The 19,407-nt window shown below is 35.3% G+C and carries 7 protein-coding genes and 1 tRNA gene; all 8 read left to right on the forward strand.

The genetic code is table 11. The features are described 5' to 3' along the window. The first annotated feature begins 10 nt into the window (after positions 1 to 10). The 8 genes from KHW44_RS01070 (at position 11) to KHW44_RS01105 (ending at position 19,265) form a co-directional block, all read left to right on the forward strand. Positions 11 to 87, forward strand: a tRNA-Arg gene (locus tag KHW44_RS01070). Positions 88 to 919: 832 nt separating this feature from the next. Continuing rightward, positions 920 to 5,170, forward strand: coding sequence for a SpaA isopeptide-forming pilin-related protein (locus KHW44_RS01075; protein WP_304064854.1), 4,251 nt, complete (start codon positions 920 to 922; stop codon positions 5,168 to 5,170). Next, entirely contained in the window at positions 5,142 to 12,563 is a 7,422-nt protein-coding gene (locus tag KHW44_RS01080; protein WP_304064857.1) for a SpaA isopeptide-forming pilin-related protein, read from the forward strand. Before KHW44_RS01075 ends, KHW44_RS01080 begins: the two co-directional genes overlap by 29 nt. Positions 12,564 to 12,886: 323 nt before the next feature. Further along, positions 12,887 to 15,064 carry an isopeptide-forming domain-containing fimbrial protein gene (locus tag KHW44_RS01085; protein WP_304064860.1) on the forward strand — a complete coding sequence of 726 codons (2,178 nt, stop codon included), beginning with the start codon at positions 12,887 to 12,889 and terminating at the stop codon, positions 15,062 to 15,064. Positions 15,065 to 15,185: 121 nt separating this feature from the next. Continuing rightward, a complete protein-coding gene (locus tag KHW44_RS01090) occupies positions 15,186 to 16,562 on the forward strand; it encodes a collagen binding domain-containing protein (RefSeq protein WP_304064862.1) in 1,377 nt (458 codons plus the stop codon). 172 nt (positions 16,563 to 16,734) lie between these two features. Continuing rightward, entirely contained in the window at positions 16,735 to 17,601 is an 867-nt protein-coding gene (locus tag KHW44_RS01095) for a class C sortase (RefSeq protein ID WP_304064865.1), read from the forward strand. Beyond that, positions 17,588 to 18,427, forward strand: a complete 840-nt coding sequence (locus tag KHW44_RS01100) for a class C sortase (RefSeq protein WP_304064868.1) — start codon at positions 17,588 to 17,590, stop codon at positions 18,425 to 18,427. The genes KHW44_RS01095 and KHW44_RS01100 overlap by 14 nt, the downstream gene beginning before the upstream one ends. Continuing rightward, a complete protein-coding gene (locus KHW44_RS01105) occupies positions 18,414 to 19,265 on the forward strand; it encodes a class C sortase (RefSeq protein ID WP_304064871.1) in 852 nt (283 codons plus the stop codon). Before KHW44_RS01100 ends, KHW44_RS01105 begins: the two co-directional genes overlap by 14 nt. The last annotated feature ends 142 nt before the right edge of the window (positions 19,266 to 19,407 follow it).

The raw sequence follows: 19,407 nt of genomic DNA on the forward strand, positions 1-19,407 counted from the left end.
TGTTGTATATGAACGATTAGCTCAGCTGGATAGAGCGTCTGGCTACGGACCAGAAGGTCGGGGGTTCGAATCCTCTATCGTTCGCCAAGACTATAGATTCAATTGCGAATCTGTAGTCTTTTTTTATTTTAAATTTGCTCACAGTATACTTTCACACCACAAAGTTTGATCAAACAATCTCCTGTTTCTTTTCGTCTTTTAAATATTTTTTCGAAAAATTAAAATTTTTTAATTTTCCACATATTTTTCACACATTTCAAGCTAAAATGTCAAAATGTTACTTTTGAAAACGTTGGTAATTCAATACTATCTGATAAATTTCCAAAAAAAATATAAAAAAATTCCAAAAAAATTTACGCTACATTATACTAAAAATAAAAATAAAATATGAACAAAAATGTTCCAATAAACTGAATATACACAAAATATTTCACTAAACGCAGTATATAATATTTAACAAGAGAATAAAAAGACAAATAAACAACAAATAATGTCATATAATAAAATAAATAGTTAAAAACATAAATTGATTTTTATGATATAACAATAAAATCACTTTAAAAAAATTTGAACAAATCATGTAAATTGACATTTTCTATATAGTATGATAGTATTTATCCATATATAATACATGCAAAGACAAAGTACATAAAAACAGAAGCATACGTAATTATAATGGATATAAAAAGCAATGCATTTTATTTAGAACTAACTGAGTCAGGCAACATCATTCATCAGACATGTTGGGCTGATTCTTTCTTTCTGTTAAGAGGATAAGTGCAAACGATATGCATTAACTAACTGAAAGTTTGTAGTTTTTTAATCTAAATGCATGTAAAGTAGTAGAGAATAAAATTAGTATAATAAATATCAAATTACTAACATTTCAAATAAAAATCAAGTAAATTGGGAGGTTAAAATGAAAAAAATATTTGATAGACTAACCGCGTTAGTCATGGTAATGCTGATGTTCATACAATCGTGTATGCCAGCAATCACATCATTTGCTAAGGAGGAAGAGCTCGACAAGAGATACGTAATACAAAAGCTCGAGACCTTGAAACAGGATACTTACGCCAACTTTTCATTGAACCTCGCTACCGTAATTGATGACAAGAATCTGGACACAGATACGAACGTCAAGTTTGTATTGAACGCCACGAACACCAATTCTAACATCAAACTATTAGTTAGAAAGGATTTTAGTCTTTATGACGAAAGGACATTTGATACAGTAGAAGAGGCTCACAAAGAATTCGACAGAGTGGACAAATCACTCAAAGATCAAGGATTGAGCTTAGATGTATCCGTAGTACAAGAAGATGGAAAATACAGAATCCACAACAACTACGTACCACAAGCTGACAAGGAAAACTTTGGAGACGACTACAAAGTATACAGCCTAAAAGTTGTTCCAGAATTTGATTTTGACAAAGAAGGATTGTACAACAAACTTCCTGAAAACGACAAAACAACAGAACAACACAGACTTCAACTTGCAGAAGAACGTAGACTTCAACAAGACGGCGAAGTACCACAAGGTGACAAACACAACCGTACTTACATCTTCGACTTCAAAGTTGACAAAGCTGTTGACACAAAGCTTACAACAATAGCTCTTAATAAAGATAAAAACAATCCACTTGAAGTAAAACAAACAGCAGACCTATTCGCAGCTATATTAGATGATAGAACTTACAGCGTCTACCAAACAGAACAATTATCAGCTGAAGTAACATCATCAATAGAACACAAAAAAGAAGTTGCGAAAGCAAAAGCAGAAGCTGATGCAAAGGCAAAACAAGAAGCTGACGAAAAAGCGAAGAAAAAAGCCGAAGAAAAAGCCAAAGCTGATGCCAAAGCAAAAGAAGAGGCAGACGCTAAAGCAAAAGTAGAAGCAGACAAGAAAAAAGCAGAAGAAGCTAAGAAAACAGAAGAACAAAAAGCGCTTGACGAAAAAGCAAAACAAGAAGCTGATGCAAAGGCAAAAGCCGAAGCTGAAGCAAAAGCAAAACAAGAACAACTTGCAAAAGAACAAGCTGAAGCAGAAACCAAAAGAGCCGCTGAAGAAAAAGCAAAGAAAGATTCTGAAAACAAAAAACTTCTTGGACTTGAAAAAGACACAGAAGAAAACCAAGAAGAAGAACCTATTATAAAGAAGAAGGAAACAAAAGAAGAAGTCAAATCAGAACCTGCAACACCAGAAGAAAGAAAACAAAAAGCAGAAGAATTTGACAAAGCATTAAAAGAAAGAAAAGAAGAAAACAAAAAATCAGAAGACAAAAAAGATGCTAATAATAAAAAAGACAATAACAAAAAGACTGACAACAAAGAAGTCAGCAAAGAAACAAAAGGACTATTAGAAGGTATCAAAGAATTCTTCGGATTTTCAAACCTACAAAAAGCAGACCGTGAACTAAAAGCAATCCTATCAGTAAAAGCCAACGGATTAAAAGAAGTTCAAGCATTATTATCAAGCTTTGAAGCAAAATATCACCTAACAAAAGAAGAACAAGCAAAACTAATGGACGATAACAAAGATGCACTCAAAGCATTGATCGAAAGAGATGCAGACAAGAACTTCAACCCACATGTGTTTGCAGACACGGGAACCAACAACCTTAATCTCGATGGTAAGAAGTTTACTATCATTACTAGGTATGATATTTCAAATAAAAATGGACCAGTTCAAGCAGGACAATCTTTCACAATCCATTTGGATAAAAAACTTACCGTAAACGATAAATCAACTCTTCCATCTATAAAATACAACGACGAAGTTATAGCAACTCCAAGTTATAATTCAACTAATAACACAATAACTTACACTTTAACAAAAAATATTGACCAAAATATCCAAGTACCTTTAAATATACCTGTAGATTATAATATAGGTAATATTACTCTTGACGATGATGGAACATTTACAGTAATCAACAAGGTAACTGGTATCGGAGTAAACAATCCACCAAAAGACCTAGTACCACAAAAAGTTGACAAGAACGGTAATCCAGCTGGATCAATTATAGAACCTGGAAGAGACGACGTAACCCAAATAGTTGACTCAAGTAAAAATTATAGATTAGATATTGACTCAGTGGGAAATCCAGTAATAGAAAACGGGGAAATGGTTGGAATAAACTGGGTAGTAGAAATTGAATCTAGTAAGGATTTAAAAAATGACCTAGGAATGAAGATGAACTTCACTCTAGTAGAAGGTTCAGGACTTAAAGAAATTAAAAGCATAACTTCAAGTGATTCTACTGAAAAAATCCAAGATAATGATGCCATAAAAGGCAAAACAGGAATAGTTGATTCAAAGCACTCTGTGATAAATCAATCAACAAAATCCTATAAGTATAGTATTTATACTCCTATAAGCAATAAACAAGCAGCTTATGTTTTAGATATATCTACTGTCCTAACTAAAGATGTAACTGATGGTCAGCCATATGTTGGTGCAGTTAGAAGTGTTATGGATAAGGGATATCCAAAGGACAAAGTAGAACAAGTCACACCTACAAGAGTAGGTATAAACAATCGTACTACTATAGAAGGAAAATTTTTATCAAATACAAGTGCTCAATGGACTATAACAGATGGAGTGTGTACATTAGATAAAAATAAAGGTCTACCTTTAGAAACTAGAACTCTTGAAGGAGCAAATATAAAATCCGGTAAGAGAGTAGTTTATGGTGTAGATCCAACTACTGGTATGATGATAGTAAAGAAACAAGAAAAAAGCTTAACTTCTATTCCAGCTAAAGAAAAAGACCCAGAGGGAACTCAAGCTGTAGGTAACATTGGCGTATATCAATTCACACACGATGTTGATAATACAAACACACCAAATTCTTACACTATGTCAGGAGTTTCAATATCAAGATACAGAGACCTTCCTATCGACCAACATTGGAACCTTCCACAAGGCTACGAAAAAATGCCAGCTCAAGACATAAATGTTGTTGACAAAAGTGGAAATAATTTAGGAAGTGTTCATGTAAATGAAGAAAATGCTAAACAAAGATCCTTCACAGTTCCTAATGTTAAATATTGGAATATAAATGAAAAAGGCGAAGCTAGTTTTATTGATCATAAAATAAAGCAAACTTTCCCTGAAAAAAATGTAACTATAGACAACAAACAATATAAATATAACGAAAACACAAGTTACTACAATTACAATGACAAGAACCACTTCATTTTAAACTCACTAATGGAGATAGATAATAAGAAGCCAGCTACTTTTAAAATTGTAAAAGTAGACAGCAAAACTGGCAAGAAACTTCAAGGAGCAAGCTTCCACTTATTGGGATCTGGAGTAAGTGTAGTGACAGATGCTAATGGTGAAGCTACATTTACAAACATCCCACCAGGAACTTATACATTTAAAGAAACAAAAGCTCCAAACGGCTACAAACTAGATGGTGAAGAAAAGAAAATAAATATATCAGATACTGGTGAAGTTAATGTATCTGGTAAAAACGTCGACTTCTCACAAGCAGCAGGAAAAACAGAAGTAGTAGAACACAACAAGTATCCAAGTTGGCCAGACTACATGAATTCTATGCATTATGGAAAAGTTGCTGGTAATGGAGATGTAGAATTCTACCTATATCTAAAACCAATAGCTCCAAGACAAGGTGGACAAACTGATAGAAATACAAGACTTGATATTTCTATACCAGATGTAAATATTACAGAAGTAACAGCATACGACGTAGGACCAGGAAATAGAGCAAATGTAAAATCTGCAATGGAAGCACAAAGTGCAAACACATTGAACCTTGAAAATAACGTAATAAATGCTAACCACAACTATAAGATTACAGGTACTCCTAATAAGCCAGATGATTACACAGGAAGAACAGGTTATCAAATCTACTTCCCAAAAGAAAGATTTGCAGGCGACTGGGGATTCTTGGTAAAGGTTAAGGCTAATATTGGAACAAATAGTTCAGCAAACTTATATTATGATTGGTTGACTAATGAAGATACAGCAAATCAAGCAAGCATACAAAAAGTTGTAAGATTAAGCAAAAATACAAGCAGTGCAGATGATAAGCCAACAATAACTATTAAAAATACTCCATTTGAGAAAAAACCAATAGAAATTGTAAAATTTGCAGATACTTTTACTGATGGCAAGAGAGAGACTTGCTGGAGCTGAATTTGTATTAAAAGATAGCGAAGGAAACACTATTAAGAATGTCTTTACTGATAAAGATGGTAAAGCAAGCTTTGGAGAACATCCAGAAGGAAAATACACTATCTACGAAGTTAAAGCTCCAGATGGATACGAGAAAAACGGAGTCTACTTTGAAGTAGAAGTTAACGAATCTAAAGAAGTAAGCTACAAGGCTCGTTTTGAAAACTCATCAGCTACACCACAACCAGGTCAAGATTACTTTATAGAAAAGGGAAAAGAAATTGGTGGAACTAGTGACAATATAGTAACTAGTGTAAACCAATGGCTTGACTACAACGAAGGACAAGCCTACAGTCGTGGTGAAAGACCAAAGGTATGGGAAGCTTACAGATACGAATCTTTAAAATATCACGCAGATATTACCTTATCTAGCTCAGGTAGAGGTGATAGATTTGAAATACAATTTGACCCTAACCTTGACTTCACTCAATATTTTACAGGATTCCCTAAGCTTAGAATAAATGGAAAAGATGTAGCAGATCCATATTTTAACTATGAAACTAATTTATTAACTTATGTGTTTAATGATAAGACTGATGGTGGAGCGGCTACAGCTACTATTGACCTTATAGGTATGATACCAAGTAAATATTATGCCAAAAATACGGGAACTTATCCATTTACTATAACTGTACAACCAAACCAAACAGGTATATCAGGTCAAAAATATGACAAAAACATAGAGGCCTTCTTTGACTCCTACGATTCAGGAAACAATCAACCTGTACAAAACTATTACTTCAGAGAAATCTATGAAGAAAATGGACAGTATTATGTAGATGTAATATCCTACTACAACGTAATAGGTGATAGAAATCCATATAAAAATGTTAAACCTAAAACTCTTAACTATAACTGGATAACAACTAAATTCCAAGGCGGAAACATTGCCAATTGGACAGGAGAAGGTACTGAACCAAGACAAGTGCTAGATAGGGTAAAAATCTATCGTACTGAACCAAATGTTAGATCAATTAATAATGATATACTGGTTAACGACTACATGCCATTGTCAATGGGCTACAATGCAGAACAAAATCCTAATATTTACAGACCAGTTTTCAATGCTTCAGTTGATCCAAGTCAAAATGCGACAATATCACAAAATGGTATTACATTGATTTATGATAAGAGCCAAATTAATCCAAATGGAAAACTTATAGACAATAAAAATCAACCACTTAAAATTAAAATGCCTAGCATTAATAATGGTGAAGGTTATGTTATTGAGCAAAGGTTTAAGATTCCAGATATAGATGCTTTCAATAATAAATGGAGAGCCTTTGTTATGAACAACGGCAACCTAAAATCAGCCTTCGCAAGTGGAGCTAACAAAAGTTTTGCAAAAGGTGACCAAACTGGTGGAGAAACTCCAAAATATTACAAAGAAGATGTCGGTGTAATAAACAAGAAATACACAGCAGGACAGTTTAAGATAATAAAATCAAGCCAATCTGATAATAGCAAACTTGCTGGAGCTACATTTGAATTAATAGATGCTAACAATAATACCATCTATAGAACTTCAGATAATGAGGGTGAACTTAGCTTCACAAATCTTGCTCCTGGCTCATACACACTAAAAGAAACCAAGGCTCCAAAAGACTTTATCAAGTCAGAAAAAAGATGGACAGTAACTGTTTATTCAGACGGATCAGTTAGAATTACGCAAGTAGGTTTAGCTGGATCTGATGAGTCATATTTTGGAAACAACGAAAATATTATCATCATGCCAGTTTCCAACAAACCAAGTGGAGCAGAGTTCCATGTTTACAAGAAAGATTCTGACGGGAAACCACTTCAAGGTGCTAAATTTGTCATAAAAAACAAAGAAGGTACTAAAGTTATTAAAAATGGCGAATCTAACACTAATGGTCTTGTAGAATTCACAGATCTAACTCAAGGAACCTATATTATAGAAGAATCTGAAGCTCCAAAAGGCTACAATAAACTTGACAAAAAATGGGTTCTTGTAATAGACAAGGATGGAAATAAAAAAGTCTATAACTATAGAAAAAATTCTGACACAACATCTCAATTAAACTCAATCCTAGAACAAAATGGAGTAAACTGGGTAGACGTTGCAGGAAGATCCCTTGATGGTTGGCAATTGTACGACAACAGATACACAGGCTGGACTGGAAATAACGTAGATCCATTTAAGCTTGGTACAAGAATTGTCGGTATCAATAGAGATGAAAAATACGTCATCCAAAGATATGTAGTAAACCCAGAAGCAGCTAATATAGGTGCAACTTCTGCAACAATTCACAGAGAATTGCCAGAATATCCAAACATGGACTGGTATAAGGGTGACGAAGTTTACCAAGTATTTAAACTTAATAAAGCTGTAACAGGAGTAATATCAGACATCAGACTTGCAGAATATGGTGCAACAGAAATCAAAAGTGGGGTTACAAAAGACACAGACAATTCACGATTTGGTGAACCTCAAAGACTAAAACTTACTTTGCCAGCAACTGACAAACCACTTGTTATTGATGTAAAAGTTCCATATAAGGAAGAGTCTGGTGGAGTCGGTACTGGTATGGACTGGACTGAAAATGGTACAACATACTGGAAGAGCGACTACTACGAAAGAGCAAGTGTAATCAAAGAAGCATCTCCTGTAGTATCAGATGATGGAAATATCGTAGGATCTTATGTATCCGAAGGCTCCTTAGATGTAACAAATGAGTTCAAAACATTTGACTTTAAACTTAAAAAAGTAAAAGATAATGATAATACAAAAGCAATCGAAGGTGCTAAGTTTAGATTAACTGGACCTGGCGAAGGTGGAGAAGAAAGAGAAATTACAACTGGAAAAGACGGTATAATTTCATTCGACAAACTAAGACCAGGAATCTACAAACTAGAAGAAATCGAACCTGCACCAGGTTACGAAAAATCAAACGTAGATTGGACAGTAAGAATAACTTCTAACGGTGAAAAGTATATCAAGGTTAATAAGAAAACAGGTGTTACAGAAGAAAATACAAAGCTTATTAATCCAAATTCCAACTCTAATATGCTTATTAGAGCAGCAGGAATTGGAACACTACTAAAAGATAGACAAAATTCAGTAGCATATGGATACAACAGTAATCTATTGGATACTCCAACATTGATGTCAATGAACGAATTCTTCAGAGGAGAAACAGTAGCATTGGCAAACAATGGTGGATTAGAAATATCAGATGAATCAATACCAGTTGCCCTACAAGGAGCAAATGATTGGCAAAAAGTTGACCCAAGTGCTTCTAATGGAAGAAGAGAAAAAATTCAAAACAAGGACTTAGCAAGCACAAAAATCACTGAAATTAATAAAGTTGATAAGAAGTTTAGACAAGTTTTCTTATTAAAAGACGGAGATTCTAATTCAAAAAGAGAAGTTCAATTCCATAGAGAACCAGAAGATTATGGCATAAGTTTAAATGATGGTGGAAAGACTACTTATAAAATTTATACAGTAGATCCTAAATCAACTTTGGATAATCCTATAAAATTAAAAGATGTTACAAAAGCTTGCACACAAACTTATCCAACACCATCTGGCAAGAAACAAAGGATTAAGTCTGAAATTCCAGCGACAATTAGAGGACCTTTATATGTTGAAATAGAAACACCATATAATAATCAATATGGAGTAGGCTTAGGTGTTGACTATATTTATTCTAGGGGCTCAGGTCCTTGGGGTGATATTTCAAGTCTATGGATTGCTGACTCATATGATAAGGAAGCCTCAATAAACAAAAACCTAGTTTCATCATTTAATCTCAATATTACTAATGGAGCAAATGGAAGTGTTACAGTAAATAAAACTACTGGAATTAAGCAAGGCGAAAATATCACATTAACTGTAAGCCCAGATAATGGATACCAACTTGAAAAATTAACAGTAGCTGGAGTTGATGTAACAAGTAAGGTGGCAGATGGAAAATATTCATTCACTATGCCAGCAAGTAATGTTGCAGTATCTGCTACATTTAAAGCAAAATTATATTCAGTATGGACACAAACTGTAGACCATGGTTCTATCACAGCAAGTCCAAATAGTAATCTAAAAGCTGGAGATAAAGTTACAATAACTGTTAAACCAGAAACTGGCTATAAGTTAGAAAAGATAACTTATAACGATAATAATGGAGATGAACAAACTCTAGCCTTAGATCAAAATAATCAATTTACAATGCCAGCCTATAGTATGGCACTTACAGCTCACTTTGTAGACGAACGACCAAGCTATGAGGTCCAAGTTGCTCAAAATATAACTGGTGGAACTATTACTGCGAATCCAACAAGTGCAAAAGCAGGATACACTGTTTCACTTTCTGCAACTCCAAGTGATGGATATCTATTAGATAAATTTGAAGTAAAAGATGCTAGTAATAATCCGGTAACAGTAAATGAAAATAATCAATTTACAATGCCAAAATCTAATGTTACAGTTACAGCTATATTTAAGGAAAAACCAAAGAATGTTTATCCAATAAGTATAGAGCCATCACAAAATGGTAGTGTTGGTGTAGCAGCTAGTGCAACAAATGGAGAAGAAGTTACAGTAAGTGTAAATCCAAATGATTACTACGAACTAGCAAGCCTAACTTATAATGGAAATCCTATAACAAAAGACGCTCAAGGAAACTATAAGTTTACAATGCCAGATCAACCTGTAAGTATTGCTGCTTCCTTTAAAGAAAAAGAAATAACAGGACCAAAAGAAGGCGAAATTGCTATACCAAGTGATGGTGAATTACTAAAAATCACCAATAAACAAACAGGTCTTGACCTTAAAATATTCAAGAGAGATTCTAATAGTAGACCTCTTGAAGGTGGTAAGTTTACTTTAAAGAAAACAGATGAAAATTATAAAACAGAAGATACTACATTTACAAAAATAGATGGTATCTCTGGCAAAGATGGTAAGTTGGTATTTACTGACAAGAATGGTGAAGAACAAACACTAGCCTTACAACCAGGTTACTATGTATTAGAAGAAACAGAATCTCCATCAGGCTACAAAAAAGCTCAAGCTCCTTGGAAGATTCATGTATATGAAGACACTACTACTAACCAATTGAAGGCAGAATACCAAGGACCAGATGAAACACCAAACTCTTTCGTAAGCTCTGACAAGTCTTTGGATAATTCTGGAAATATTACTGGAATAAAAACAACTAATAGCGGTATTAAATACGCAGCTCGTATGACTAATATCAATACAGAAGGTAAGACTTATATCCAAAGAATCTATATCGATACAAGAGCTTACAAGAAACCTGTCAATGTTCAAATCAAACCAGTAATAAAAAGAGAAGAATTGGATGCTCCAGGTCAACCACCAAAAATTGGTTATGAAGGAAAATATGGTGTAAAGACTGCCTATAGATCAACTTATGAGATAAAGGGATTAGCTGATAGTCCAACTGATGCAAAACTTAATGACATCTTCAAAAACTATACTATAGCAAACGATGATGTATCAGTAGTAAACACTGCTAGATGGAGACCATTTGACTGGGGCTTTGACGAAGACCAATTAAACCTTGACCCAGGCGTTTATTACATTGATGTCGAAGGCTTCTACGATGACAATATAACAAAAGAAGATATTGGCAAAATAGAAATGGATATAGACTTCATGACACCAAGATACTTCTGGCAAGCAGATGGTTTCAATCAAGATAATACTCAACACTTTAAACTTGGTGGATCCTACCAAGGAGGGGCAGAATCTTTTGGTTCTGTCTACGAAGAAGACACTTATGTAGGTGGAGTTCTTCACAAAAAAGGTACTACTACTCCATGGGGAGCATCACAACCAAGCAGACAAAAATATCCTAACTGGTTGAGCAAGGAATTTACTGATAGATATGGAAATAAAAGAAATGCTGGTATAGTTGCAGTGCCTAATGGTACTGAAGATAAAACAATTGATTCAGTTACAACAAGCATAAGCATAAAACCACTCTATACTTCTACTAAGAAGACTCAAGTTGGTCCAGAAGGAATGGATATAGTCAATGACGAAGAAACTTATAACATCACTTTCTCAAAACATGGTCGTAATGATAAAGATGAAGATGTAAATAGTGAAGAAGTTACAAAGAGAAGACTTGAAGGAGCAGTATTCAAACTTCAAGAATTCGTAATCAATGATTACAAAGATGTAGAAGGTTCCAACGTATCATCTGCTTTTAACGGATACTTTGGATTTAGAGGACTAAAACCAGGTAGATATAGACTTATGGAAGTAAAAGCTCCAGAAGGTTATAAACCAATTAATGGACCACTACTATACTTCACAGTCGAAACAATTAAGACAAATTCTGGTAAGATTGTAGATCCAGAGAGTGGAGATGTTGTCGATATCAAATCTATTAATGTTAAATTTGCTGAAACTGATACTAAAGCTTATAAATTGAGCGACTTAAGTATGGTTAATCCAGATGATGCTAATAAAATCATAAAAGTAAGCAGTGTGGATTCAAAGAAAATTAGCATTAAGGATAGTCAAATTGTAAACCCAACTACAAATGCCATAGTTAATCTAAATGATTTAATTATCGTAACAGCAGATGGTCACGGATATCCTATCAAGCAAATTAAAATCGTTGATGGATCAAGTGGTTACATCTCACTAGAATATGATAAGGCAAATGGTGTTTACCAATACGTTCCAGAAAAATCCACATCAGAAAAAGATGGTAAGCTAGTGGACTTCGTAACAAGCGCCACTGCCAAGAACATGGGCAAGATAGTCAATGAAAAACTCGTTGATAGAATACAATTCAAAAAAGTTGATGCAACTAATAAAGAGTTTGCACTTAAAGGTGCTGAGTTTGAAGTTCATTACAAAGACAAAATAGACAACAATCAATACGAAAAGCTTGACCTATATGAAAAGAAGGTTAACGAAAAGGATACTGAAAGATTGGTCAAAAAAGCTGGCGACACAGCTCCGGCTGGATTTACCAAAGTTGACACATTTAAATCAGGAACAGATGGACTTCTAGACTTTAAACTAGATGCAGAAGGCTACTACGCTATCAAAGAGACAAAAGCGCCGAGTGGTTATATAACACCAAGAGGCTATGTAAAAGAGTTCTCGTATTTAGATGGCAAAATTAAAGTAAAAGATAACAAAGCTCAAGTGGACGACAATACGCCAAGTGACCATCCAGGATACGTCGAAAAGAAGGACAACAAACCGATAGAAGTTGTAAACCACAAATCACTATTCCCTCATACAGGTGGATGGGGTATTATTGGATTCCTTGTAGCGGGTGCTGTGATAATGACTACGGCGTACTACAAGTACAGACGTAAGAGAAGAGAGAGTGCGTTATCATGATTGAGGTTAATCAAAAGATGAGGTACCCTCCGTAAATGGACTAAAGAGAGACAGGGGATGAGGCGACAAGCCAAGTCCCTGGAGTCTCAAGATGCTTGGATGTTTATTCTAAATGAAAGAATAATAGTAAACAAACTAATCGAAGTTCTGATAAAAGGGATAGATTATAGAAATCAGACTGAGAGGTCTGCGAAGTAGGCGAAGCTGAAGAAACCAGAAGGGTTGGAAGGCAGAAGTCTAGGAGGAAAGTGCCCAAGGGGGCAAGGGTAAGGTAATAATTTGCGAAAAGCAAATGATTATAAAAAATATAAAGGAGTTATATTATGAAAAAAAGATTTTTATCACTAATCATAGCATTAGCGATGATGGTTGGCGTATTCACCCCATTGATAGCTAGTGCTGCTGAGCCAGAACTTACACAAACTACAGAAAAAGTTACAGTTCACAAGCTTATTCCTAACAATACTGCAGAAAAAAAATATACTGCAGAAGATATCAAGAAACAAATTGAAGGTTTAACAGGTGAAAACAAGTACGTTGGTCAAAAACTTAATTTAAAAGCAAATGTTAATACAGCTAAAGAAATCAAAGATGTATATTTTGTATGGACAAATAATAATGACCAAATTATTAATGCAAATGGTGAAACAATCAAAAAAGCCGGAAAAGAAATTACAATAACTAATAATAAGTTACCAGAAGGTATTAAAGAAACTGACTTAAAAGGTGCATTAGCTGGCTTAACAACAGAAAATGGTAAAGAATTTACTACATCAGGACTTAAAGCTGGAACTTATAAAATCTATGAAATTCATAGCTTATCAAAATATGTAGGTAAAGATGGAGAAACACTTACAAAAATGTTAGCTGTTCCAGTTGTAATTACATTACCACTAAATGACGTAAAAGAAGCTCACGTTTATCCAAAGAACGTTGAAGATAAGCCACAAATCGACAAGAACTTTGCATCTAACAATGGTTTAGGAACAGTTGAAGACAAAAATAAAAACCAAAACGATGGTGCAAAATACGAAAACTCTGGTAAAGAAAAAGCAACTGCAAAAGTAGAACTTGGTAAGACAGTTCCTTACGAAGTAAAAACACAAATTCCAGTAGAAGCTAAATACAAAAAATTAGTATGGACTGACCAAATGACAGAAGGTCTAACATACAATAAAAACTTAGTAGTTAAGCTTGGATCTACTGTATTAACTGAATTTAAATCAGAACAAGAACCAGGTGATTATAAAGTAATAAGCACTGACAGAGGTTTCACACTTAAATTTACAGATGCAGGACTTACAAAAGTAGAAGAAGCAGCTAAAACAAAAGCTACAGAAATTACATTAACATATTCAGCAACAGTTAATGCAAATGCTATACCTGGAAAAGTTGATGCCAACGATGTTGCACTTGACTACAGCAATAAACCAGGTCAAGAGTCAGAACCAAAAGAAGGAAAACCTAAAAACGGTGAAATTAAAGTTGACAAATCATGGGCAGTTGATGGAAAAGAAGTTACAGAAGCTGATAAAACTGTAAAAGCTTTATTTACACTTCAAGAAAAACAAGAAAATGGAACATGGAAAGATGTTGATTCATATGAAGCAACAAGTGCTGAAGCATTCAAACACACATTTACAGGATTAGACAATGCTAAAACTTACAGAGTTGTTGAACAAGTATCAGGATATGAAGCAGAATATGTATCATTTGAAAATGGTGTTGCAGTAATCAAGAATAATAAAGACACTACTAATCCAAAACCACTTAACCCAACAGAACCAAAAGTTGTTGTTGGTGGAAGAAAATTTGTAAAAGCTGACCAAAATGATGAAACAAGATTAAAAGGTGCAGAATTTATTGTTAAGAAGACTGTAAAAGATGGCGATAACAATAAAGATTTATATCTAAAAGAAAAAGATAAGAAAAATATTCAAGATTTAATAGCAACATATAAAGCAGCAGATAAAGCTTATAAAGATGCAGTTGCAAATTTAACTCAACAAAATGGAGTTATAACTTATCCAGAAGGAGTTACAGCTGAAACTATTAAGGGATTAAAAGAAGCAAGAGACAACGCGTTTAAAGCAGCTAATATCACTTACGAATGGGTTGAAAAGAAAGATGACGCTGCAAAATTCATCTCTAATGAAAAAGGACAAGTGGAAATTTATGGTATCGAATATGGAGAAAACTATACTTTAGTGGAAACAAAAGCTCCAGCAGGATATGGTACTCCTACAAACGCAAATTTTGCCTTCAAAGTAAAAGAAGGATCATATAGTAAAAATCTTGAAGGTATAAGTGTTGTATACGAAGGCACTGATAAGGTTGTTAATGATGCAGCAGGATCAGACGCTATGAGAATTAACAACAAGAAAGTATCTATCCCACAAACAGGTGGTATTGGTACTGTAATCTTCACTGCAATTGGTCTTGCAATAATGGCATCAGCTATTATCGCTATCAAAAAAAGACAAGCAACTGAAGCTAGATAATAACTAAAAGAAGAGAGGAAAAGCAATTTTCCTTCTTCTAAAAGTGCAAATATGTGATGTATTTGCACTTTTAGAAGAATATAACAATATTAATATAGAACTAAAAATGGAAGGTAATAATATGAAGATTTTAAAAAAGATATTAATGGTTATGATAATGGTGGCGATGGTGATGACTAGCACTTCGTTTGCTGAGGGAGCTTTCTCCATTACTGTGACTGTGGATAAGAAACTTGGAGAGGCTCGTGGAGAAATTTCGTTGTGGAAGGTGTCTGATGAACAAATTTCCGATGATAAGAAGGCTGAAAAGCTTGGTGAGCTTAACAAGTTGTCAATTGAAGAGTTGAATTCTAAGTATTCTGACAAAAGGGTGATGGAGTTTAAGGACAATCAAATTGTGTTTGATAAGTTGAATTCCGGTGCTTACTATATGAGGGATACTTCTGGTATTAAGAGGGACAAGGATATTGTTCCGGCTTTGATTAACCTTCCAAATGATCTTGAAGATGGTTCGAAGAATGTGACTATTCATGCGAAGGAATCTTCTACGAATGTGAGACTTGTGAAGGTGGACGAGAGTGGCAATCCTTTGAAGGGTGCGAAGTTTAAGTTACTTAAAAGAGAAGGCAGCGAGTATGTTGAGGTTAAGAACAAGGCTACTTTGAAAGAAAATGATAAGCTTGAATTATCTCCAAAGGACGATCATAGATCCAAGGTGAAATCTGAAGAAAATGCAGAGAAATCCAATTATGAAAATTCGAAGTCTAAAAAAAGGGAAGATAAGTCCAAGGAAGAAAAAAAGGAAGATAAGTCCAAGGATAAGGCAAAATCCGATGATGGGTTGTATATTTCCAACGATGCTGGTGAGATTATAATCAACGATATTAAAAGTGGCGATTATATTTTCAGAGAGGTGGAAGCACCAGCAGGTTATTTGATTAAGAATGTGGACACTAGGTTTACTATTACTGACAAGTCGGTGGAACTTAGGGTTGTGAACAGCAAGACTCCTGACAAGGACAAGGGTAGACACGATTTTATGAAGACTGATGAAGCGAAGAAGCCTTTGGGTGGTGCGATGTTCAAGGTTATGACTAAGAACAAGGATGGAAAGTTTGAGCCTGTGAAGAAGGACGGCAAGGATTATATCGTTACTAGTGCTGACAATGGTAAGTTTGCTGTTGAGGATATGGATTATGGTAAGTATTACTTGGTTGAGATAAAGGCTCCGGCGGGTTTCATTTTATTGAGTGAGCCTGTGGAATTTGAAATCAAAAAACAAGCCGATGATAAGACTATTTCCATTGCTTTCATTACTAACAAGAGTGATACTATTACTAGAAGAAGAACTCCAGGCGATGATATTACTCGTCGTAAGATTCCAAAGACTGGGGATATTAGATTTTTGATGAGTATGGTTGGCGGTTTGATTATGTTTTTCATCGGTAAGTGGTTAATCGCAAAGGATGACAAGGAAGTATATAAGAATATTAAATAACAATCGAAAATAATTATATGTAGAATAAGGCCCTCATGCTAAGTGCTCCGCTATTTGTAAGGTGTGGTATTTGTGTGGGGGTTTGGTTGTGTTTGGTATGATATGTTTTTGTATTGTATTATTTGAGGTATAATTGACTTGGGAATCTGAGTTTTGAGAAAGGTATGAAGGTATGTGGAAGAAGATTAAGCACAATTTTGTGTTTATTTTAATATTTTTATTGGGATTTGGCGTGATGATGTATCCTGTGATTTCTAGGTTGTATTATAGGGTGGATTCTTCAAATCAGGTTAAGGAGTTCGACAAGGCTGTGAAGGGTTTGTCGAAGGAGGAATTGGACAAGAGGTTGGCTTTGGCTAAAGGCTACAATGATTCGTTGAATAATGTGGTGAGCAAGGATCCTTACGATAAGAAAAACCAAGAGGAGGGCAGGAAGGCTTATGCTAGAATGCTTGAGGTGAAGGAGAAGATTGGTCACGTGGAGATTCCGAAGATTAATCAGGATTTGCCGATGTATGCTGGTACGAGCGAGGATGTGTTGCAGATTGGGATTGGTCACTTGGAGGGTACTTCACTTCCTATTGGTGGGAATAATACTCATGCGGTGTTGACTGCGCACAGTGGTCTTCCTACGGCGAAGTTGTTTACTGATTTGAAGATGATGAAGATTGGCGATAAGTTTTATGTGCATAATATTTTTGGAACGTTGGCTTATCAAGTGGATCAGATAAAGATTGTGGAGCCTTCGAATTTCAATGATTTGTTGATTGTGAAGGGGCATGATTATTGTACGTTACTTACTTGTACTCCTATTATGATTAATTCGCACAGGCTTTTGGTTAGAGGTCACAGGGTTCCTTATGTTCCTGCTGTGGATGAGGCGTTGATTGCTGATAACAAGGCAAGTTATATTTACAGGTATTTGTTCTATGTTTCTTTGGTTATTATCGCTATTTTGTTGTATTTGATTTATCGTCAACGTAAGGCGAGAAAGAAATTGAAGGAACTTGATGTAGAGGATAAGCATGAAGAAGTCTAAGTTAAAGGAAAATTTGAAATATTTGTTGATTTTTTTGGTGGGGCTTGCTGTGGCGATGTATCCTTTGATTTCGAGGTTGTACTACAGGATTGAGGCTAATAGTGCGGTGCACGATTTTGATACTACGGCTAAGAAGATTGACAAGAAGGAGATTGACAGGAGAATTCGTCTGGCTCAGATATACAACAAGACTTTGGATCCTAGTAAGCTTGCGGATCCTTATTCTGAGAAGGAAAAAAAGAATGCGATTAGCGAGTATGCGAGGATGCTTGAGGTTAAGGAAAAGATTGGCCATGTGGAGATTCCGAAGATTAATCAGGATTTGCCGATTTACGCTGGTACGAGCGAGGAGGTTTTGCAAAAGGGTGTTGGTCACTTGGAGGGAACTTCTCTTCCTGTTGGTGGCAAGAGTACACACACTGTGTTGACTGCACACAGGGGTCTTCCTACTGCTAAGCTGTTTACTGATTTGAATAAGATGAAAAAGGGCGATGTGTTCTACATTCACAATATCAAAGAGGTGTTGGCTTACAAGGTTATCGACATTTTCGTTGTGGAGCCGAGCGATTTCGACAAGGTTTTGGTTGTGGAGGGCAAGGATTATTGTACGTTGTTGACTTGCACTCCGTATATGATTAATTCGCACAGGTTGTTGGTGCGTGCTGAGCGTACTGAATACAATCCTGCTGCTGTGGAGAAGGATTTGGTGAGTCAAGTGACTGGTAAGTACAAGATTTATTTGATTATTTCACTGATTATTATCGCGATTTTGTTGTGGTATTACATTAGACAAAGAAGAAGGAAGAAGAATAATGAGATCAAGTAGGAAGTTTGGTTATGTGATTTTGTTTGTGGGGATTGGGTTGTTGACGTTTTGTTTGAGTAATTTGTCGTACAAGATTTTCTCACAAGATAGTAAGATGGATGAGTTTTTGAAGGGTCAAGGTGATATGACAACTGAGCTTTCCGAAAGAATCGAAAAATACAATTCGAATGTGAATGTGGATGAAACGGGTCTCGTGGATCCTTTTAATTCGGAAGATATTGAGCTTGAAAGTAGCAAGGTGATTGATGAGAATGGGATTTTCGGGTACTTGGAAATTCCTAAGATTAATTTTAAGAAGCCTATCTATTTGGGAGCGAGCTACAATCATTTGGCGAAGGGTGTCGGTCAACTTGACGGTACTTCTATTCCTGTGGGTGGTAAGGGCAGACGTAGTGTGCTTGCAGGTCACAGGGGTTGGTACGGAGATATTATGTTGCTGAAGGTGGGTCAATTGTATTCGAATGATGTGGTGTATGTGCATCATCATGGGAAGACGTTGACGTACAAGGTTGTCGGAAGAGAGTATATCAGTCCGTCGGATTGGGATAGGTTGAAGCCTGTGGAAGGCAAGGATATGCTGACTATATTGTCGTGTGATCCGATGTATCCTCCGTTTACGAGAAGGATTTTGATTAACTGCGTGAGAGTTGATGAGAATTCTTCGAAAACTACGGCTGATGCTACGAATAAGAAAAATGCGGCACAATTGAACGTGAAGGCAGATTCGTCATCAAAGACTGTTGATTATGTGTTGTTGGCGTTTACAATTGTAGCGTGGATTGTGTTGATTGTGAATATTAGAAAGTTTGTGTTGGATATTAGAAGGCACGGGAAATAAAATAAGGGTAGTGCAATAGATTTTCTATTGTGCTACCCTTTTTGTTGATGACTTTAGTCAGTTGAGTTCGCTTGCGAACGAAACAATAAACTACCCGCTATGCGGGTAGGCGTTCTTAGGTTATACCAAAAAAATCACCAAG

The sequence above is a fragment of the Finegoldia magna genome (assembly GCF_018371055.1).
GTDB classification, from domain to species: Bacteria; Bacillota; Clostridia; order Tissierellales; family Peptoniphilaceae; genus Finegoldia; species Finegoldia magna_I.